The sequence below is a fragment of the Mucilaginibacter sp. Mucisp86 genome, assembly GCF_047324315.1.
Classification (GTDB): Bacteria; Bacteroidota; Bacteroidia; order Sphingobacteriales; family Sphingobacteriaceae; genus Mucilaginibacter.
The window spans coordinates 6,372,072-6,393,480 of the sequence record NZ_CP168503.1; the positions used below are offsets into that span (position 1 = coordinate 6,372,072).

Here is a 21,409-nt window from a genome sequence, read left to right on the forward strand (position 1 = left end):
CTACCTACTTGAAACTCCTTAAACTTGTATGGAATTAACTATTTGTATCCTTTTTACTTTTCAGGATACTTTTTTTATAAATGGATGGGGTTTGCCCGGTTTGCTTTTTGAAGATCCTGTTAAAATGGCTTTGATCAGAAAAGCCGGTAAGGTAAGCGATCTCAGTTAATGAATAGGAGGTACTTGTCATCAAACCAATCGCTTTCTCTATCCTGAGTTTACGGATATAATCTCCAAACGAAAGGTTATCAAAATACTTGGAGAACTCACGCGACAGATAAGCCGGATTGATCTCCAACTCATTTGATACTTGCTGCAAACTCAGGGTCATGTTGGTGTCAAGTTGATCCTGTATCATTTCCCTGAGATCTTTCGTCCAATCAGGTGCTTTCTTTGAGGTACTTTGTTTGATGTATTTATGAAACACTTCCAGCAGTATCCGTTCAACCGGCCCTGCCTGGGAATGTTTTAACTGGTGCAGGTGTTTTGCCCAACTATATAATCCATCATAAATAGTCATCCCCAATTCCAGCAGTTTCTGGTCGTCTTTGATATTATAGGCCAATCCCGAAAAAATTGCTTCGAGTCCTGCAGATTGTGGTGCAAAATCATGCCGGTCGGTATCTGCCCCACGCACAATTGCGGCAATCCTGTTTAGCGCCTCATTTTTGAGCTGGTGTTTTTTGATAAAGTAATCAAAAGTGCATTGATCTTCATAATGGGTGTACTCCACATCGGGCAGGTCAAATGGGATCGCTTTCAACTCGTCGGCTTTTGCCAGTACCTGGTGAAAGGGGACAAAGATGATCTCAGCTTCGGCATCAATAAATCGCTTGATGAGCCAGGGACAAGCAATGCGGTCAATCTTCGGGCGTTCGCGGGTGATCCATTTCATCTGTTTAATTCGAGCTACAAATGTAATCAAGAACCTGACAGTCTCATTAATGGAGAAAAATCACATTTAATAAAAAAATGCAAATTGATCTGGTACCAATGCCGGTTAGCCCTGTATATAGTATCAAAGCCAAAAACTGCTTTAAGCGGTTGAGATAAACTTAAAATACTAATCATAATGATACAAAGGCGCAAGCCTGGCCATAATCCCGGAGACGACCATCTTCAGGATGAAAAAGCAATGCTGGCCATAGAGAAGGAAATGCTTCATAACATCCATAAAGAAATTTATGGCAGATGGCATTTTATAAAAACATCAGCAGCTAAATATGCCATCGCCGCTTCATTGGTATTGATGTGCAGTGCGGTGCTTTTTTACTTCAAATTGTCGGTTAAAGATAAAGCCGCCATGATTGCCGTAACTGCAAAAAAAGGCAATCTCAAAACAATAACACTTCCCGACGGATCAACTGTATGGTTAAACTCAGGTTCAACAATAAAATTCCCCGAACGCTTTGGCAAAACCAGGGAGGTACAACTGGTTAATGGCGAAGCTTACTTCGATGTAAAACACGATAATTCTTCTCCTTTTATTGTTAACTACGGCCGGTTACATGCGCAGGTATTGGGGACGGCTTTTAATGTAAAGTTTTACAAAAACATCAGTGATGTAAGGTTAACAGTTACAAGAGGTTGTGTAGCCGTTGGTAACAAGGGCGAAACCTTCGGTTTGCTTACAGCTGATAAAGAAATGGTTTACGATCAGGAAAAGACTACCCATCACATAAGGACAATTGACGCAGAGAAAGTAGCGGCCTGGAAATCAAGTGAAATTAATTTATACAGTGTTTCATTTGGCGAATTAGTGATGAGGCTGGAAAATACCTATGGCGTTCATGTAAACTACAACCATAAAAAGAATGATCACTTAATAACAACTATTCATTTTTCAAATAATAACACGCTATCCTATGTGCTTGAAATCATCAAAACCATCCATCATTTAGATTATGTTTTGAAAGGAAAGGAGGTTTACCTGGCAAAAAACGAAAACAGTTAAACCCAAAAAGCCAGTACCCCCGAAGCCGGGCTGCAGGGGTATAGGCAGAGAGTGCAGATATAAATTATTGGCAGGTTCCAAGCTAATCCAATAATTCATATAGTTTTTTAGGATAAAAACCTCGTAAAGATGAAAAAAAAATCGACTAAATTTTTTAATTTTTTCATGAAGGTATCGATGGTTGTTATGGTTAGTTCACTGGTTTTTTGCCAGGTGTTGCTTGCCAAACATGCAGAGAGCCAGATTTCAGATTTCCCTGTAAAGATTACGTTTGATAACGAATCGTTGCAAAGTTCAATTGATAAGCTTGAAAAGCAAACCAACATCAAATTTTCTTATAACCCGGTTGAATTAAGCGGATATAAAGTAAACCCGCGTAAATTCAAAGATGAGCCGCTGGGCAAAATCCTTAATTATTTATTTGCTAAAACCCGTTTGTCATTTAAAGAGATCAATACCGGAATTGTAATTTATGATAAATCAGCTTCTGCTAAACCCACCGTACTAACCAACAAAACCAATGAGCAAAATATTGAAGCTGCTGATATTACAGTTACAGGTAAGGTGACCGACGCAAATGGCGCGCTGCCGGGTGTCTCTGTAAGTATAGAAGGCGGGGGAAGAGGGGTGATCACGGACCCTAAAGGCGAGTATACTATTAAAGTACCTGCCAATGCCACGCTGATATTTTCTTCAGTGGGCTATAAAACCCAAAAAATCGCTGTAAACAATCAAACAACCATCAACGTAACCATGACAGGCGACCTGAAGTCATTAAGTGATGTTATCGTCGTTGGTTACGGTGTTCAGAAAAAATCTGATGTAACGGGTTCAATCGTTTCTGTTAGCGAGCAATCGCTGCGTGATGTTCCGGCCGCTAACCTTGGCCAGGCCTTACAGGGGCAAGCCGCGGGTGTGGACATTCAGAAAAGCGCGGGTAACAGTCATCCGGGTGCTTCTCCATCTATCTTAATCCGTGGCAACAGGTCTATAAACGCCTCCAACTCACCCTTAATCGTAGTTGACGGGATCCCGTTTAATGGCAGTTTGAATGATATCAACCCTGATGATATAACCTCATTAGAGGTATTAAAAGATGCTTCATCTACAGCTATTTATGGTTCAAGAGGTGCAAACGGCGTTTTGCTGGTTTCTACCCGAAGGGGTAAAAAGGGCGGTACAGCAATAACTTACAGTGCTTATGCAGGTTTTAATAAACCGCTGGGCCAATATAATATCATGAACGGCCCTCAGTTTGAAGATCTGAAAAAATGGGGCCTGATCAACGGTAATCCCGGTAAATATACCGGGATTGATGATCCTGCCTTTTTAACCGATGGTTCTTTCGCGCCGCAGGAGGTGGCTTCTATAAAAAGCGGACGCAGTACCGACTGGCAAAAACTGATCTATAAAAACGGCTTTGTGACCGATCATCAGTTGGGTGTTGCGGGAGGCAATGAGCTTACCCAGTATGCCATATCCGGCGGATACTACAACGAAACTGGTATTTATTTCGGTCAGTCATTTGTACGTTATTCTGTTAAACTTAGTGTTGACCAGCAATTGGGCAAATATGTAAAGGTTGGCTTAAGTAGCTTAAATACTTTGAGCTATACCAATGGAGAAAATGCAAATCCGCTTGGGCAGGCGCTTAGGGCAAGTCCGCTTTCAACACCTTATGATGATGCTACCGGCACCCTGGTAGGTTTTACAGCCGGAAGTGCCAACCAGGTATGGAACCCGCTTGCAAATTTTGTTCCGGGCGCTGCTGTTGAAACCCGTAAAAGGTTTGGAACTTTTACAACAGCTTACCTCGAAGCCACGCTTGCACCAGGATTAAAATACAGGTTTAACGGCGGTGCCGAAATAAGGCCCGACATCTACGGTAACTACTACGGCAGCGCCACTACCAATAACCTTGGCGGTGCATCAACAGCAAATAACCAAAGTACTTACAGCTATAACTATACGCTTGAAAACATATTGACTTATGATAAAGTGTTTGCGCAAAAGCACCATGTAAACTTTACCGGCCTTTACAGCCTGCAGGAAAGCCAGTCGCAGTCAAATTCATTTAGTTATAATAATATCCTGTCGGATGGGATCCAGTATTTCAACCCACAGTACGGAGCAAACTTAAGCGGCTCGGGATCATATTCTAAGTGGGATATCATTTCTTACATGGCCAGGGTGAATTATGGTTACGCCAATAAATACCTGCTTACCTTAACCATGCGTTCAGACGGCTCATCCCGCCTGGCGCCGGGAAATAAATATCATGTGTTCCCTTCGGCGGCAGTTGCATGGAATGTTACCAAGGAGCCTTTTTTAATGAACTCAAACATACTGTCAAATCTTAAATTGAGGGCAAGTTATGGTACGGTTGGTAATACAGCTATTAACCCTTATCAAACTTTGGGTGCTTTATCATCGGTTAACTATAATTTTGGTTCTACAAACCTAACCGGAGCTTATCCAACAAACGTTCCTAATCCAAAGCTAACATGGGAGTATACTTCTACATTAAATGCAGGTGTTGATTTCGGCCTTTTCCAGGGACGGATTACAGGTACAGTTGAAGCTTATCATCAGTATACCAGGTCTTTACTATTGCCATTATCATTGCCGCCAACATCCGGTATTCCAAACAGCATTTTAACCAATGTGGGGCAAACGCAAAATAAAGGTATCGAGGTAAGCATAAGCACTATCAACTTACCCGGCAACGGCAGGAACACGGTTAGCTGGACAACCAATTTCAACATCGCCTTTAACAGGGGAAAAGTGACCAAATTAGCAAGCGGGGTTACCCAGGATATAACAAACGGCTTGTTTGTAGGGCAACCTATCAATGCCATATTTGATTATAAAAAAATTGGCATCTGGCAAAACACAGCAGCCGATACAGCCCAGGCTAAAAGTTTAGGACTTACAACCACCGGCACAGGCTCTGTAATTGGTACCATCAGGGTAGAGGATGTAAATAAAGATGGAAAGATCAGCGCTGCCGACAGGATCGTGCTTGGATCTGATCAGCCTACTTATACCGGAGGTTTCACCAACCGCATAGGTTATAAAGGGTTTGATTTTACGGTAGTGGCTGCCTACAGGGTGGGGGGATTAATCACCTCTAAAATGTTCCAGAGCGGGAGCTTTATTAATACTTTCCAGGGTAATTATAATAACCTGAATGAGGATTACTGGACACCAACCAATCATCAAAATTATTATCCTAAGCCAAATTCCGCTTCAACCAATACGCCTTATTCATCAACACTAAGTTATTTTGACGGCACATTTTTGAAGATCAGGAGCCTCACTTTGGGCTATAATATGCCTGAGTCAATAACTAGGCGTATCAGTGCACGGTCTTTAAGGGTATATGCTACGGCGCAAAATCCATTTATTCTTTTTTCTCCGTATCGTAATACTTATCACGGCCTCGATCCTGAAACAGCCGGGGCTTTAAACGTAGATACGCCTCCTACAAAGTCATTTACATTCGGTATTAACATGACACTTTAAATTTAAATAAGATGAAAAGGATATCTATATATTTATACACCTGTTTGTTTTTAGGTCTTGCAACTACAGCTTGTAAAAAAACACTGTTAGAAGATCCAAAATCAACACTTACCCCAACTTTTTTTACAACAAGCCAGGGTTTTCAAGCCGGCCTCACTGCAGCCTACGCTGGTTTCAGAACTATTTGGGGCCCGGATACCTATTTTGAAATGACCGTTCCCGGCACCGATGAATTTATTGCCGGTAACGATGGTAACAACGGCATGGTGAAATACAACAGTAACTTTAATACTGCCGATGGTACTGTTGCCACGATCTGGAAAAACTGTTACACGTATATCAACACCTGTAACGGTTTGATCGGTAGCGTTCCGGCCGGTATTGACGCCACATCGGCAGCAAGCATGGTTGGTGAAGCCAAATTTTTGCGGGCAAATTATTACTTCATATTAGTTCAGTTTTGGGGCGATGTAACTCTAAATAAAACATTCCAGTCGGTACCCACAACATCAGCCACCAGGGCCCCTATGGCTGATGTTTATAATTTTATCGTTCAGGACTTGAAGGATGCCATAGCGGCTCTTCCTGCAACTCCTTTAACCAACGGCGTGCAGCCGGGCAGGGCAACAAAAGCCGCAGCAATGCATATGCTTGCAAAAGTATACTTAACAAGGGCAGGCTCATCGGCCAAACAGGCAGATGATTATAAAAATGCTTACAATACAGCAATTGACCTTATCACCAATGTTGCGCCTGCAGGTAGCTTAAAGCTGCAGCAGGATTTTGGAAAGGTTTTTGCCGAAGGTAACGAGGCCAACAGCGAAATACTTTGGACTGTACAGCATACCACTACACTGGCCTACAATGGTTCGGCTACACAAAATAACAGTGGCCCGGACAACCTGTTGTGCCACTTATTTGTACCTAAATATGAAGTGCAGCCTGGTATGCAGCGTAGCACCCTTTATGGGCGCCCTTACATCCGCGTGGTGCCTACCCATTGGCTTACTGATACCGTGTTTAGCGAAAGGATTAATGACCAGCGTTATACTAAAACGTTTCAAACAACCTGGTTATGTAATAATGCTGCCTCAATACCTACCTGGTCTAATCCACTGCCGGCCGGGGCTCCAGCTGGTGCGCAACCTGGTGCTCCTAAATTTACAGTGGGCGATACTGCTATATGGATGCCCGGTTATGCTATGACCTCAGCTCAAATTGCAAAGTATCGTTACCAGGTTATTCCGCCTGCTAAATACAGCATTGCTTTGTCGCCCGCTATGATCAAGTATTTTGACACTAAACGTCCCGATCAAAATTCACCCTCAAGCAGGCCGATTATTATCTACCGCTTAGCCGAGACTTATTTAATTGCTGCCGAAGCATTATTTATGGATGGTCGTGCGGCAGACGCGGTGCCTTATATCAATGCCATCCGCGAAAGGGCTGCTTATCCTTCGGGCAACGCCGCAGCAATGGATATCACTGTTGATAAGCTTTCACTGGATTTCATTTTGGACGAACGCTCAAGAGAACTGTGCGGTGAGCTTGTGCGCTGGCTTGACCTTGCTCGGACAGGTAAATTACTGGAAAGGGTAAAACTGCATAATACAGACGGCAAAGCTAATATTAAGCCATTCCACGTACTGCGCCCTATCCCACAAACCCAAATTGATGCAACAATTACAGGTACTCCATATCCGCAAAATCCGGGCTGGTAGGCCGGGGTAAATTAAACGTGTAGATAAACGCAAGCGATAAAAATACCATGAAAAAACACAACACGATACTTCGTATTCTTTTAGTTTTTCTTTTGCCTTTTTGTTTTATTGAAGCGCAGGCAAATGGTAATGCATCGCCCGAAACATCCCCATATAACGTAAAGTTATATGGGGCAAAGGGCGATGGAAAAGCCATTGATACCCAAAATATCAATAAAGCAATTGAGGCTGCAGCAGCGGCTGGTGGCGGAACAGTTTATTTTCCGGCCGGAAATTATTTAAGCGGTTCCATTCATCTGAAAAGCGGTATCAGCCTATATATCGATCAAGGAGCTACCATAATAGCCGCGCCTATTGAAGCCAGTTCTGGTTATGACGAGCCCGAAGCCAAAATCGATAATAACTACCAGGATTTTGGGCACAGGCACTGGCATAACAGCCTGATCTGGGGCGAAAACCTGCATGATATTTCCATATTGGGTCCCGGTACCCTTTGGGGAAAGGATTTGGTGCGGAGCAATAAAGGCGAAGACGATAAACGCCCTAACAAAACCATCAGTCTTTATTTATGCCGTAATGTAATTATCAGGGACATTTCCATATTGCATGGCGGCTGGTTTGGGATCCTGGCGACGGGGATAGACAATTTTACTATTGATAATGTAAAAATGGATACCAACCGCGACGGTATGGATGTTGATTGCTGCCGTAACGTACGGATCTCAAATTGCAGTATAAACTCGCCTTATGATGATGGTATTTGTTTGAAAAGCACCTACGGGCTTGGATTTGCCAGGGCTACCGAAAATGTTACCATTACCAACTGCCAGGTAAGCGGCTATGATGAGGGCTCATTTTTGGCCGGTACTTTTACCCGTAATGAAAAAAAATATTCGGACGGTAACCCTACGGGCCGCATAAAAATGGGTACCGAATCAAACGGAGGCTTTAAGAATGTCACTATTTCAAACTGTGTGTTTGATTATTGCCGGGGCCTGGCGCTTGAAACTGTTGACGGTGCACTTTTAGAGGATGTCACTATCACCAATATCACAATGAGGGACATTGTTAATGCGCCAATTTTTGTAAGGCTTGGTGCACGCATGCGCGGGCCGGAAAGTGCACCTGTGGGCGCGCTCAGGCGTGTGATTATCAGCAATGTGGTATGTTATAATGCTGATAGCAAGCATGGGGCGATCATAAGCGGGATCCCCGGCCATGATATTGAAGATTTGCGCTTAAGCAATATCCGAATCTATTATAAAGGCGGAGGAACAAAAGAACAATCTGCACGCGAAGTACCTGCGCTTGAAAAGGAATATCCCGAGCCTTATCGTTTCGGTACGATGCCTTCTTATGGCTTCTTTATCCGCAATGTTAAAGATTTGAAAGTGAGTGATGTGGAAGTTAGCTATATCTCGGATGATTTTCGCCCGCCATTTATTCTTGATCGTGTAACCGGAGCCGATTTTCAACATATCAAGGCGCAAAAAGCGGTGGGCTCGCCAACCTTTATGTTAAATGAGGTAAAGGACTTCAATATTTATAACAGCCGCCCGATAGCAGATACTAAACTGGCGAATGCCAATAAAAAAGAATTATAATCAAATAAATAGCATGAAAAATATCCTATTTAAATGGGTGATGATACTTTCCATCCTGCCGGTAAGCATAGCACTTTATGCCCTGAAACCGGGCACAGAAGTAGTGCCCGATGCCGACAACGGAGGTTTAAAATTACCTGCAGGTTTTGGCGCCCTGAAAGTTGCCGAAACCGGTGCGAAGGCCCGGCATTTAGTAGTTACTCCACAGGGGGATATTTATGTAAAGCTGGCCAAACCCAATAAAGAGGGGAAGGGGATCTTAGTATTTCATGAAGCGCCCAATGGTAAGGCTGAACTTAAATCGGGCTTTGGTACTTATGGTGGTACCGAGGTTTATTTAAAGAACGGGTACCTGTACGCATCGTCAAATACCGAGGTCTTCAGGTATAAGGTAAATGATAAAAATGAAGTGATCAACCCCGATCAACCTGAAAAAATCATTACAGGCCTAAAGGCCGGCCGCCAGCATGAAACCAAATCATTTGCTTTGGATAACGATGGCAATATCTATGTAAACATAGGAGCCTGGTTCAACTCCTGCCAGGAAAAAGACCGCGGCCTGCATTCGCCGGGAATACCGGGATGCCCGATACTGGATTCGATGGGTGGGGTATGGCAGTTTAAAGCTGATAAGCTAAACCAAACCTATGGCGATGGTGTACGGTACGCAACCGGCTTAAGGAATATGGTTGGCATGGACTGGAGCCAGCAAGATAACCAGCTTTTTGTGATGCAGCATGGGAGGGACAACCTCAACAGTTCGTGGCCAGAGCTTTACACTACCAAACAATCTGCAGAATTGCCTGCCGAGTGTATGTATGCCCTTAAAAAAGGCGACAATGCGGGCTGGCCATTTATGTATTACGATCAAATCCAACATAAAAAGATCCAGGCCCCTGAATATGGCGGCGATGGCAAAAAAGAAGCTGATGCAAAGTTTCTTGATCCGGCTGCCGCCTATCCAGGACACATGGCCCCTAATGGTTTGCTATTTTATACCGGAAACCAATTCCCGGCGAAATATAAAAACGGCGCCTTTATAGCATTTCACGGCTCATGGAACAGGGCGCCTGAACCGCAGGCAGGATATTTTGTGGTTTTTCAGCCATTTAAAAATGGAAAACCTGATGGCGCATGGGAAGTATTTGCCGATGGATTTTCAGGTTCGCCCGAGAAAACGGCTGCCGGGCGTGCCGATCATCGTCCCTGCGGTCTTGCCCAGGGTGCCGATGGTTCATTATATGTAACGGACGATTCAAAAGGTACCATTTACCGTATTATCTACCTTAAAAAGTAATAAGCAAATGACTAAATACTTATTGATCCTCTTTTTTGCGTTTAGCTGCTTCCAGTTAAGGGCGCAGGTTAAAACCAGGACAAAAACAAAAGCGAAGCCGGCTACAGGGCTGGCTGCGTCAATAGCAAATGGCAAAGCTGTCTATGTAAATCATTGTTTAACCTGTCACCAGGCCGATGGTGGTGGTGTGCCAAATATGAACCCGCCATTAATCAAAACTTCTTATGTAACGGGCGATCATACACAGCTAATTAAAGTGGTGCTCAACGGATTTTCAGAAAACGTTGATATTGACGGCGAATCATACTCAAATGTGATGCCCGCGCATGACTTTTTAAAAGATCGTGAAATTGCTGATGTACTAACTTATGTAAGGAAAAGCTTCGGTAACAAGGGTGGAGCGATTACCGCAGCACAGGTAAAGGCGGTTCGCGCGAAGAACAAAAAGAAGACGGCTATTAAAAATATCTAACACCAAAAACAGCTAAAATGAAATCATTTTTATACTTATTACTAATTGCCTGCACGTCGGCAGCATTTGGGCAGGACGTAAATACCGGCGATGTTGTGCGTCGAGTTGCCGATAATGTTATTAAGGAAACTTCTTTCCAGTTTGTGAATAGCAAAACAAATGAAAAATATAATTCAACAAAAGGTTTGGCTTCATCGGCAGATCTTAAGGTTGACAGTAAATACAATAAGTGGGCATACGTAAATGGTGTTTTAACCATTGGCATGATGCAAACCGCGGATGTGCTTGGCGACAAAAAATATTCAGACTATTCCCAGCGCAATTTTGCATTCATTTTTGACAACCTTAATTATTTCGAAACGCTTTATAAAGCAAAAGCAGGTAAGGTTGAATATGGTTCTGTATTTAATATCACCAACCTTGATGCCTGCGGCGCGATGTCGGCCGGATTGTTTGATGTGGATGCCCTCGCACAAAGAAAGGATTATAAGGCTTATTTAGAAAGATCTGCCAATTATATCTTAACTAAACAAATGCGCTTGCCTGATGGTACACTTGCCCGTCCGCAGCCCCGCTTTGGTACCCTTTGGGCCGATGATATGTTTATGAGTATTCCGTTTTTGGCACGTATGGGCAAACTTACCGGCGATAGTAAATATTTTGATGATGCCATTAAGCAGGTTGAGAATTTTAACAAATACCTTTATGACCCGGCAACAGGCCTGTTCTTCCATAATTATTATGCTGATGATCAAACCAATGGTGTAGGCCACTGGGGCCGCAGCAATGGTTGGATAGCCATGGCACAGGTTGAACTATTAAACAATTTACCTGCAAACCACCCAAAACGTGCAGAGCTGATTAAATTGCTGTTGAGACAAATAGTGGGATACGCCCGCTACCAGGATCAAACCGGTTTGTGGCACCAGTTATTGGACAAGCCCGATTCATACCTTGAAACATCAGTCACTGCTATGTACACTTACGCGGTAGCCAGGGCTGTAAACCAGGGCTGGATAAATGAAAAATATATAGCCATTGCCCGTGAAGGATGGAAAGGCCTGGCCTCAAAAGTAACTGCTGAGGGGCAATTGCAGGATGTTTGTATTGGTACCAATATGGATACGGATATTAAATTTTATTACACCCGCCCAACCGAACTCAACGATACTCATGGCTTAGGCGCTTTGTTATTAGCCGGAACAGAAATGCTTAAAGCCGAAAAGAAGAAATAACCATGCAGAGGCTAACGAGGTTTTTGTTATGTATTATCGTAATAGTGCTGGCATCTGATTTTAATTTGTTTGCCGCCGATGTGAATATTACGGCTTACGGAGCTACCGGGAACGGTACTACCTTAAATACCAAAGCTATTCAAAAAGCCATTGACGCTTGTTATAAGAGCGGTGGTGGCAAAGTGGCGGTTCCTTCAGGGGTGTTTTTGACAGGTACCATTGCACTGAATGATAATATTACCCTTCATCTGGATAAAGGCGCTATTTTATTAGGGAGTACCGATGTTAACGACTATAAAAACCTCGATCCTTTTGTTGAGGGCCTTGGCATTAGCGTGGGCTGGGCGTTGGTTGTAGCTGTTGATAAAAAGAATATCAGTATTGAAGGCGAGGGTATTATCGATGGGCAAGGATCAAAATTAAAAGCGCAGCAAATACTAACTGATACCCGCGCCGAATCACAGCGCTGGGGGAGGCGCCCTTTTCTATTACGGGTTGTACGCTGTCAAAATGTTTCGGTAAAGGGAGTCACTTTAAATTACTCAGCCGCCTGGACCTCACATTACTTTCAATGCAAACAGGTAAACATTCAAAATGTAAAAATTGAAAGCAGGGGAGTTGCCCATAATGACGGCATGGATATAGACGGCTGCCAGGATGTAACTATCAAAAATTGCGATGTGGTAAGCGGCGATGATGCCCTGTGTTTTAAAACTACATCAAGCAAAATGGCCTGCCGGAATATTGTGATCTCGGGCTTGCGATTAAAAAGCGGCCAGGGGGCCATCAAGATCGGCACCGAATCAATGGCACCATTTGAAAATATCAGCATTTCAAAATGTTATATCTATGATACAGCCAATGGAGGGATCAAGCTGCTTTCTGTTGATGGTGCAAATATCAGGAACGTTGAAATTGATGATATTACCATGGTTGAAGTAAAAACGCCCATCCTGATCCGTTTAGGGGCAAGGTTAAGTGTGTTTCGCAAAGACCAGGATACGCAGCAGCCAATAGGAACGCTTGAAAACGTAACCATAAAAAATGTAAAGGCAAAAGCAGCGGATAACGCGCAACTGATGCCACCTTCAGGGATACTGATAACCGGCATCCCCGGACATAATATTAAAGGGCTTACTTTAAAAAATATCGGGATAAACCTTGCAGGTGGCGGAACTGAAGAAAATGCCCGGCAGGTTGTACCGGAAGCTATTGATAAGTACCCCGAAGTAAAAACATTTGGCCCCTTGGTACCTGCCTATGGCGTATGGGCACGTCATGTAGAAGGATTAAAACTTGATAATGTAAAATTCACATTAAGTCATAATGACCTCCGGCCGGCTTTCATTTGTGAGGACGGGAAAAACATTGAACTTAAATCCTGTGTAATTCCTGAAACTACAGGGGCCCAGGCTGTGATCAGGTTAGATAATGTTGCCGGAGCTTACATCAATAATACCAACGTTGCCGGCTCTGCCGATGCATTTGTGCGTATTGAAGGCAATGCAAGCGGTGACATCAGGATCCTGAAAAATAAAACACCGGGCATACAAAAAAAAGTCGACCTATTTGCCGGTCTGCAAGCAGGCACTGCCATTTTAGATTAATATTAATGAGCAATCGAATACAGCAAATGGAGATAAACACACATAAGATATTTTTAGCACTCCTGACATTTTTGTTCCCTTTTATGGTTTATGCCCAACAGGTTACTTTGCCCGCGCAAACAGATCGCTGGGTTATCCAGTCGGATGGAAGTATCAAATGGGCCATCAACGGCCGCTTGCCCCATACCGATCATATTGAAATGTCGGGCGAAAAGGTATCTGTATGGGTGCAGTATGGATTGGATAGCGCCGGCAGTGCTTCGGTTTCACGTACCGTTGTTTTCCCAACCTTCAGGATGCTGCCCGATGGCACCCGCACCCACATTGATTATACATTTCAGGATAATGAGTTGCCACGGTTCTTTGTTAATAACCGTAAGCTCAAGACAGATCTGGCCAACGGGAAAAAATCAGGTGATCTTTCGTACAATGTCACCGGTATCAGCCATAAGGGGATTATGAGGATAGCCGCCGCGGCAGGTAATCCGGCTCTGGTAAAAATAGACCGGAGTATTTTTCCATCTGTAGACAAACCACTGGTAATTGAAAAGTTTGTGTTTACCAACATAACGGATAAACCTGTTACCGTTACTATGGAATATCTGCGCCGTGAGGTACGGACGGATAGCGCTAAAAGCAAAGTAAGGCCCCATTCGGTAATTATGGGTTCTGTTGATCATGGCAGCAGGGTGGTACAACCCGGAGCAAACACCACCTTTTCAGTTTATTACCTGGCTACGGATTTTCCCGCCCAAGCGGTTAAAATTGATGCCGATGCTGAAGAAAAAGCCCGTGAAAATCGTATAAATACTATTTTATCACCATTACAATTAAAAACACCCGATACTTTATTGAATACAGCGTTCGCTTTTGCCAAGATCAGGGGAACGGAGAGTATTTACAAAACCAAGGTCGGTTACCTGCATGGCCCCGGCGGGCTTGCTTATTATGCCGCTATCTGGGCAAACGATCAGGCAGAATATATCAGTCCGTTTTTCGCTTTTTCCGGAGATAGTATAGGCAACCTCTCGGCAATGAACTGTTACCGGCTATTTGCAAAGTACATGAACCCGGAGTATAAACCAATCCCCAGCTCAATAGTAGCCGAGGGCGACGCCGTATGGAAAGGTGCCGGCGACCGGGGCGACCAGGCCATGATTGCCTATGGAGCATCAAGATATGCATTAACCTATGGTAAAGCCGATTCTGCCAAAAAGCTCTGGCCGCTTATCACCTGGTGCCTGGAATATAGTCACCGGAAATTGAACGATCAGGGGGTTGTTCTTTCAGATCATGATGAACTGGAAGGGCGCTTCCCATCTGGTAAAGCCAATCTGTCAACCAACAGCCTTTATTATGATGCATTGATCTCTGCCGCATACCTTGGCAAACAATTGCATCAGCCAAAAGCACAAACAGATGAATATTTAAAACAGGCCGCGACGCTTAAAAGTAATATCGAAAAGTACTTCGGGGCAACTATTGATGGGTTTGAAACCTATAAATACTACGAAACGAATGATGTACTGCGTGCCTGGATCTGTCTGCCGCTTACCATGGGTATTTTAGACAGGAGCGAGGGAACCATAAATGCCCTGTTTTCGCCCCGCCTGTGGACAGCCGACGGCTTAGCCACACAGGCGGGTAAAGAAACCTTTTGGGACCGTTCAACGCTGTACGCGCTTCGAGGTGTATTGCAGGCAGGCAAAACCGAAAAGGCAATGGAGTATCTGCGTTATTATTCGCGCAGGCGATTGTTAGGTGAACATGTTCCTTACCCGGTAGAAGCCTATCCTGAGGGAAATCAAAGGCATTTATCGGCCGAAAGCGGGCTTTATTGCAGGATCTTTACCGAAGGCTTATTTGGTATCAGGCCGACAGGTTTCAGCAATTTTAACTGTACCCCCCGTTTACCAAAGGGATGGAACGAGATGGCTTTGAATAATATTCATGCATTCGGCCATGTTTTTGATCTTCAAATTTCACGGATAGATAAAGCGAAATTGCTTATCTCTATTATAGAAAGTAACAAAGTGGTTAAATACAGGATAACTGATGGAGCAACGCAATCAGTCGTGTTATAAACTGTATCTTGATTTATAAAAACACAAGCTATGAAAAAAATATTGAAATGCACATTGCCTGCTTTAATTGTATTTATGGTACAGGGCGCTTTTGCTCAAACTCATCAATTGGAGAAACTTTGGGAAACGGATACCGTAGTGCGGATCCCGGAATCGGTTTTACCTGACTTTAAAAAGAAGATCTTATATGTATCAGAAATTGAAGGAAACCCCAGCGCTGTTGATGGTAAAGGAGGGGTCGCAAAGATCGGGCTGGATGGAAAGATCATCAACCTTGATTTTACAACCGGCTTAAACTCCCCCAAAGGCCTCGGGCGGGTTGGTGATCAATTGTACGCGGCAGACCTGTCGGAAGTGGTGGTTATTGACATCAAAATCGGTAAAGTGATCAATAAGATCCCGGTTGACAGCGCAAAAATGCTAAATGATATTACTGTGGATGAAAAAGGAATAGTTTACGTATCCGACAGTAAAACCAAAAAGATCCACCGGATTGAAAAAGGCAAGGTAACTACTTTTTTAACCAATGTAAATGGTGTAAACGGTCTTAAAGTTATTGGTAATGATCTTTATATCCTCGGCGGGCCAAAGTTCATGAAAGCTGATAGCAAAGGTAATTTAACCCAAATTACTACGCTCAGCTGCGGAGGTGATGGACTTGAGCCTGTTGGCAATGGCGATTTTTTGATCACCTGCTGGTCGGGCCATATATTTTATGTAACAGCTGATGGCAAAATAGAAACCCTGCTTGATTTGGAGGCACAAAAGATGAATACTGCCGATTTGGGTTACGATACCGTTAACCATATTTTGTATGTGCCCATGTTTTTCGGAAAAAAGGTAGTGGCTTATAAACTAATCACCCGTTAATATGCAGTTGAAACACCTGAAACTGTATTTAATAATGATCTGTGTTTTAAGTACTAAAACTTTATTCGCGCAGCAAAGTACCCGTTTAAATAACGGCTGGGAATTTTTGCAACGGGATTTAGGCGGAATCTGGGAGGCTATCCGCCCGGAAGATAAAGGCATTCCGCATGATGTTCCGCATTGGCAGCAGGTAACGCTTCCACATTGTTTTAACGCACGTGATGCGGTTGATCCCGATGTGAACTACTACCAGGGGCCGGGATGGTACCGTACACAGGTAAGCATTAATAATCCGTATACGGGAGGGCGTACACTGTTGCATTTTGAAGGTGCCGGGCAAAAAACGGATGTTTATGTGTATAATACGAAGGTAGGCTCGCATTTGGGCGGGTATGATGAATGGACAGTGGATATAACCGAGGCTGTTGATGATTTTAAGAAAACGGAGATTTGCCAAACTCAATTTAAGGGTAGTGTTCCTATCGAGATAAGATGCGACAACTCGCGTGATTTGGAAAGTATTCCTTCACGTTTGTCGGACTTTACGGTGTACGGAGGGCTTTATCGATATCTCAATTTGGTATACGTACAGGCTGTTTCATTGGATAAGGTTTTTGCCAAAGCAGCGGTTGATAAGGATGGTAAACAAGGTAGCTTAAATGTAGGTATCCGGATCTATGATCCTGAAAATATCAATGCAGTCGGAGGTGACATCAAAATCATTGATCCGCAAGGTAAAGTTATTCAGCAATCAAAATATAATTTATCATCCACCAAAGGGGATTTACCAATTGGTTCATTTATAGTAAAAAAACCGCAATTATGGTCGCCGGATCATCCTGCATTGTACACTGTTGAAGTTACTGCCCGTACAAGCGGAAGCATCTATACCCAAAAAGAAAAGATAGGGTTCAGGAATTTTGAATTTGTTGATCATGGCCCTTTTATGCTGAACGGCAAACGTTTATTGTTAAGAGGTACTCATCGGCATGAAGATCAGGCTGGTGTTGGCGCTGCCATGACAGAGGACATGATAAAGCGGGAAATGCAGTTGATGAAGGATATGGGCGTGAACTTCATTCGCCTGGGGCATTACCAGCAATCCCGTATTGTACTTAACCTGTGCGATAGCCTGGGGATCTTAGTCTGGGAGGAAGAACCCTGGTGCCGTGGCGGTTTAGGAGGAGAAGCTTATAAAAACCAGGCCCGGCAAATGCTTACCAATATGATTGAGCAGCATTATAATCATCCCGCCATAATTTTATGGGGACTGGGGAACGAGAACGATTGGGAAGGGGATTTCCCGGAGTTTGACAAGGCAAAGATCAGGGCATTTATGAGCGAGCAAAATGATCGGGCCCATAAGCTTGATCCATCGCGCAAAACCACCATTCGCCGCTGTGATTTTTGTAAGGATATAGTTGATGTGTATTCGCCTTCTATATGGGCAGGCTGGTACCGGGGTATTTATAACGAGTACAAGCAAACTACCCTTGATGAGTTTAATAAAGTGAACCACTTTTTTCATGCAGAGTGGGGAGGGGATAGCCATGCATTGAGGCATTCGGAAGATCCCGATAAAGCTTTTGTAAATATTAAAACTGGCGGCGGTGCCGATGAACGTGCAGGAGACGCATCACTTTCTGGCGGAGACTCACGGGTTTCAAAAGACGGTGACTGGAGCGAAAGCTATATCTGTAATCTGTTCGACTGGCATCTGAAAGAGCAGGAAACAATGCCCTGGCTCACCGGTTCTGCCTTTTGGGTGTTCAAAGATTTTGCTACACCCTTACGGCCTGATAATCCGATACCATATATGAACCAAAAAGGCGTTCTGGAACGGGACATGACCAAAAAGGAATCGTATTACGTTTTTCAATCGTATTGGGCAACCAAACCTATGGCACATATTTATGGCCATACCTGGCCCGTGCGGTGGGGAAACGATGGCGAGCAGAAAGTGATTAAGGTTTATTCTAACTGTGAAACGGCCGAACTGTTTCTGAACGGCAAAAGCTACGGTGTAAAAAAACGTAACAGCCAGGATTTTCCGGCCGCCGGTTTGCGTTGGGTGGTGACCTTTAAAAAAGGAGCCAATAATATCCGCGTAGTAGCCAAAAAAGGAAAAACCATAGTAACAGATGAGATCAACCAGGTGTATCAAACCGAGAAATGGGACAAGCCTGCTAAGCTGATATTGGAGAAAATAGCCGACGAAAATGGCTTTGCCACAGTGCAAGTGAAGGTTTTAGATAAAAATGGTGTCCAATGCCTTGATGCCGTGAACTGGATCAGTTTTTCATTAAGCGGAGATGGCATCCTACAAGATGATCTGGGCACATCCGGCGGATCAAGAAAAGTGCAGGCTTATAACGGGCGTGCTACTATAAAAGTGCAAACCCAAAATGGTAAAAGTGTCGTCGGCGTACAATCGCCGGGATTACAAACCGTATTTATAAACCTTTAATATGCATCAGCTTAAAAGATATTTAGTTTTTGCAGGATTGATAAGTGCTAAACTTGCTGTTGCGCAAACACAAAGCAACAGCACTGTATTAAAGCTTTGGTATAACAGGCCAGCGGCCGCCTGGGAGGAAGCGCTGCCTTTAGGCAACGCGACTACAGGGGCAATGGTATTTGGCGGCGTTAATCACGAGCGTTTTCAACTGAATGACCATAATCTTTGGTCAGGTTATCCCGAACCTGGAAACAATCCCCAGGGGCCTGCTCATTTGCCAGAAGTACGCAAAGCTGTATTTGAGGGCGATTATGATCAGGCGGCAGCAATATGGAAAAAGTATTTGCAGGGGCCTTACACCGCCCGGTATCTTCCCTTAGGTGATTTGTTACTCAATTTCAACTTGTCGGATAGCACTTGCAGTAATTATTATCGCGATTTGGATTTAAATAGTGCAGTATCTACAGTAAAATATAAGGTTAATGGAGCTAACTTTTCGCGTGAAACATTTATAAGTTATCCCGATAAGGTAATGATGGTGCGCATTACTGCCGATAAAAAGGGCGCAATAAACTTTACAGCTAACCTGCAAAGCAGGTTACGCTTTACTGTTACAGCTGAAGGCAGCAACAAATTGGTCTTGACCGGAAAAGCGCCCACTTATGTAGCCAATCGTGATTATGAACCCCGGCAGGTGATTTATGATGAGCCTAAAGGCGAGGGTATGGACTTTCGGATCAACCTCAAAATAAAGAACAAGGGCGGTAAGGTAATCGCTGTTGGTAATGCGTTGGAGGTAAGGGGAGCAAACGAAGTTATACTATATCTAACTGAGGCCACCAGTTTTAATGGCTTTGATAAATCGCCCGGATTACAAGGGAAAAAACCCGCTATCGAAGCTGAGGGAAACCTGTTGGCTGCGGAGCAAAAAACATATGAACAGCTTAAACAAAGGCATGTATCCGATTATCGGCATTTGTTTAAACGTGTGAGTTTTAATCTGGGGACAGATAACGCCATGGTAAATTTGCCTACGGATGAGCGGCTAAAAAACTTCAATATATCAAATCCTGACAGGCAACTCCAAACGCTGTATTATCAGTTTGGGCGTTATCTGCTCATTGCCAGTTCAAGGCCGGGCAGTGCTCCTGCCAATTTACAGGGGATCTGGAACGACCAGGTAATACCACCCTGGGGCAGCAATTATACCACCAATATCAATACAGAAATGAATTACTGGCTGGCCGAGAATACCAATCTCTCAGAATGCCATCAGCCTTTGTTTGATTTTCTGAAAGAGCTTGCGGTAAATGGTAAAGTTACAGCTAAAGTGAATTATAATATTGATGAAGGCTGGGTTGAGCATCACAACACGGATATCTGGGCTAAAACATCAACAGTCGGCAATTTTGACCAGGACCCTAAAAGTTCGGTAAGATGGTCGGCCTGGCCAATGGGCGGGGCCTGGATGAGCCTTCATCTGTATGATCATTATCTTTTTACCGGCGATAAGGATTTTTTAAGTAAAACCGCTTACCCGGTTATGAAAGGCGCCGCGCAATTTATGCTGCATTGGCTGGTTACTGATCCCAATACAGGTTACCTGGTAACAAATCCCTCAACATCACCCGAAAATACGGTAAAGATCAATGGTAAAGAATACCTGGTAAGCATGGCTTCTACCATGGATATGTCAATTATTCGCGAATTGTTTCAGGACTGTTTGAGTAGCGCTCAGGCCCTCAATGCTGATAAAGCCTTTGCAGCCCAGGTAAGAGAAGCATATTCCAAATTATATCCATTTCACATCGGCAGGCACGGTCAGTTACAGGAGTGGTTTAAAGACTGGGATGACACGGCAGATACACACAGGCATATTTCCCATCTGTTCAGCCTGTTTCCCGGAAAGCAGATCTCTGTATTCAATACGCCGGAGTTAGCAGCGGCGGCTAAACAATCCATGATCTACAGGGGAGATGTAAGTACCGGCTGGTCAATGGCCTGGAAAGTGAACTGGTGGGCGCGGATGCATGATGGTAACCATGCTTATAAAATACTGGCCGCTGCATTTAATTATATGGACCCATTGCAGCAAAAAGCGCAAATGAGCGGTGGCGGCACGTATCCCAACTTGTTTGATGCACATCCCCCTTTCCAGATAGATGGAAATTTTGGAGGAACAGCGGGCATGACCGAAATGCTGTTGCAAAGCCAGAACGGAGAAATTGAATTGTTACCGGCCCTGCCCGATGCCTGGCCCAATGGTAGTATCAAAGGTATTAAGGCGCGCGGAAATTTTGAGATAGCCATCGACTGGAAAAAAGGAAAGTTGAGTAAAGCGCTGATCAAATCAAACATTGGAGGAAATTGCAGGCTGCGTACACCTATCCCTGTAAAGGTTGTGGAAGTAAGCAGTAAAACTGCTGTCAGTACCAATGATAATGTATTAAATGTGGCACCCCCGATACCTGTCTATCAAAAAGCGGATGATGCAAAGCTTCCGCAAGTATCATTTAATAAAGGTTGTTTAATTGATTTTGCCACCCAAAAAGGCAAAACCTATACTGTTATTCCCAGGTAAT

The 21,409-nt window shown here is 43.9% G+C and carries 13 protein-coding genes; 12 read left to right on the plus strand and 1 reads right to left on the minus strand.

Features of this window, described 5'->3' with window-relative positions; genetic code table 11:
* Positions 1-34 precede the first annotated feature (34 nt).
* A complete protein-coding gene (locus tag ACEN9X_RS26510) occupies positions 35-895 on the minus strand; it encodes a chromate resistance protein ChrB domain-containing protein (protein ID WP_413668000.1) in 861 nt (286 codons plus the stop codon).
* 177 nt (positions 896-1,072) lie between these two features.
* Here ACEN9X_RS26510 and ACEN9X_RS26515 point away from each other — a divergent pair, with 177 nt between their 5' ends.
* The 12 genes from ACEN9X_RS26515 to ACEN9X_RS26570 all read left to right on the plus strand — a co-directional run bounded on the left by ACEN9X_RS26515 (position 1,073) and on the right by ACEN9X_RS26570 (position 21,408).
* Positions 1,073-1,954: a FecR family protein gene (locus ACEN9X_RS26515; protein WP_413668001.1), complete on the plus strand. Its 882-nt coding sequence runs from the start codon at positions 1,073-1,075 to the stop codon at positions 1,952-1,954.
* Positions 1,955-2,083: 129 nt separating this feature from the next.
* Positions 2,084-5,479, plus strand: a complete 3,396-nt coding sequence (locus tag ACEN9X_RS26520; RefSeq protein WP_413668002.1) for a SusC/RagA family TonB-linked outer membrane protein — start codon at positions 2,084-2,086, stop codon at positions 5,477-5,479.
* Positions 5,480-5,490: 11 nt separating this feature from the next.
* The gene (locus ACEN9X_RS26525; RefSeq protein WP_413668003.1) at positions 5,491-7,200 is read left to right on the plus strand and encodes a RagB/SusD family nutrient uptake outer membrane protein; all 1,710 of its coding nucleotides are present in this window, start codon (positions 5,491-5,493) and stop codon (positions 7,198-7,200) included.
* A gap of 47 nt (positions 7,201-7,247) precedes the next feature.
* Positions 7,248-8,804 carry a glycoside hydrolase family 28 protein gene (locus ACEN9X_RS26530; protein ID WP_413668004.1) on the plus strand — a complete coding sequence of 519 codons (1,557 nt, stop codon included), beginning with the start codon at positions 7,248-7,250 and terminating at the stop codon, positions 8,802-8,804.
* Positions 8,805-8,817: 13 nt separating this feature from the next.
* On the plus strand, positions 8,818-10,101 hold the full coding sequence (locus tag ACEN9X_RS26535; protein WP_413668005.1) for a PQQ-dependent sugar dehydrogenase: 1,284 nt from the start codon (positions 8,818-8,820) through the stop codon (positions 10,099-10,101).
* A gap of 7 nt (positions 10,102-10,108) precedes the next feature.
* Positions 10,109-10,573, plus strand: a complete 465-nt coding sequence (locus tag ACEN9X_RS26540; protein WP_413668006.1) for a c-type cytochrome — start codon at positions 10,109-10,111, stop codon at positions 10,571-10,573.
* Between the two features lie 17 nt (positions 10,574-10,590).
* On the plus strand, positions 10,591-11,808 hold the full coding sequence (locus tag ACEN9X_RS26545) for a glycoside hydrolase family 88/105 protein (protein WP_413668007.1): 1,218 nt from the start codon (positions 10,591-10,593) through the stop codon (positions 11,806-11,808).
* A gap of 2 nt (positions 11,809-11,810) precedes the next feature.
* On the plus strand, positions 11,811-13,415 hold the full coding sequence (locus tag ACEN9X_RS26550; protein WP_413668008.1) for a glycoside hydrolase family 28 protein: 1,605 nt from the start codon (positions 11,811-11,813) through the stop codon (positions 13,413-13,415).
* A gap of 5 nt (positions 13,416-13,420) precedes the next feature.
* A complete protein-coding gene (locus tag ACEN9X_RS26555) occupies positions 13,421-15,499 on the plus strand; it encodes a hypothetical protein (protein ID WP_413668009.1) in 2,079 nt (692 codons plus the stop codon).
* A 30-nt stretch (positions 15,500-15,529) separates the two neighbouring features.
* Positions 15,530-16,369 (plus strand): ATP-binding protein, encoded by an 840-nt coding sequence (locus tag ACEN9X_RS26560; protein WP_413668010.1) that lies wholly within the window; start codon positions 15,530-15,532, stop codon positions 16,367-16,369.
* Position 16,370: 1 nt separating this feature from the next.
* Positions 16,371-18,836: a glycoside hydrolase family 2 TIM barrel-domain containing protein gene (locus ACEN9X_RS26565; RefSeq protein WP_413668011.1), complete on the plus strand. Its 2,466-nt coding sequence runs from the start codon at positions 16,371-16,373 to the stop codon at positions 18,834-18,836.
* A gap of 1 nt (position 18,837) precedes the next feature.
* A complete protein-coding gene (locus ACEN9X_RS26570) occupies positions 18,838-21,408 on the plus strand; it encodes a glycosyl hydrolase family 95 catalytic domain-containing protein (RefSeq protein ID WP_413668012.1) in 2,571 nt (856 codons plus the stop codon).
* The last annotated feature ends 1 nt before the right edge of the window (position 21,409 follow it).

Bases quoted from the DNA above. Each gene is read 5' to 3' on its own strand.
- ACEN9X_RS26510 (WP_413668000.1), bottom strand. From the start codon at position 895: ATGAAATGGATCACCCGCGAACGCCCGAAGATTGACCGCATTGCTTGT.
- ACEN9X_RS26515 (WP_413668001.1), top strand. From the start codon at position 1,073: ATGATACAAAGGCGCAAGCCTGGCCATAATCCCGGAGACGACCATCTT.
- ACEN9X_RS26520 (WP_413668002.1), top strand. From the start codon at position 2,084: ATGAAAAAAAAATCGACTAAATTTTTTAATTTTTTCATGAAGGTATCG.
- ACEN9X_RS26525 (WP_413668003.1), top strand. From the start codon at position 5,491: ATGAAAAGGATATCTATATATTTATACACCTGTTTGTTTTTAGGTCTT.
- ACEN9X_RS26530 (WP_413668004.1), top strand. From the start codon at position 7,248: ATGAAAAAACACAACACGATACTTCGTATTCTTTTAGTTTTTCTTTTG.
- ACEN9X_RS26535 (WP_413668005.1), top strand. From the start codon at position 8,818: ATGAAAAATATCCTATTTAAATGGGTGATGATACTTTCCATCCTGCCG.
- ACEN9X_RS26540 (WP_413668006.1), top strand. From the start codon at position 10,109: ATGACTAAATACTTATTGATCCTCTTTTTTGCGTTTAGCTGCTTCCAG.
- ACEN9X_RS26545 (WP_413668007.1), top strand. From the start codon at position 10,591: ATGAAATCATTTTTATACTTATTACTAATTGCCTGCACGTCGGCAGCA.
- ACEN9X_RS26550 (WP_413668008.1), top strand. From the start codon at position 11,811: ATGCAGAGGCTAACGAGGTTTTTGTTATGTATTATCGTAATAGTGCTG.
- ACEN9X_RS26555 (WP_413668009.1), top strand. From the start codon at position 13,421: ATGAGCAATCGAATACAGCAAATGGAGATAAACACACATAAGATATTT.
- ACEN9X_RS26560 (WP_413668010.1), top strand. From the start codon at position 15,530: ATGAAAAAAATATTGAAATGCACATTGCCTGCTTTAATTGTATTTATG.
- ACEN9X_RS26565 (WP_413668011.1), top strand. From the start codon at position 16,371: ATGCAGTTGAAACACCTGAAACTGTATTTAATAATGATCTGTGTTTTA.
- ACEN9X_RS26570 (WP_413668012.1), top strand. From the start codon at position 18,838: ATGCATCAGCTTAAAAGATATTTAGTTTTTGCAGGATTGATAAGTGCT.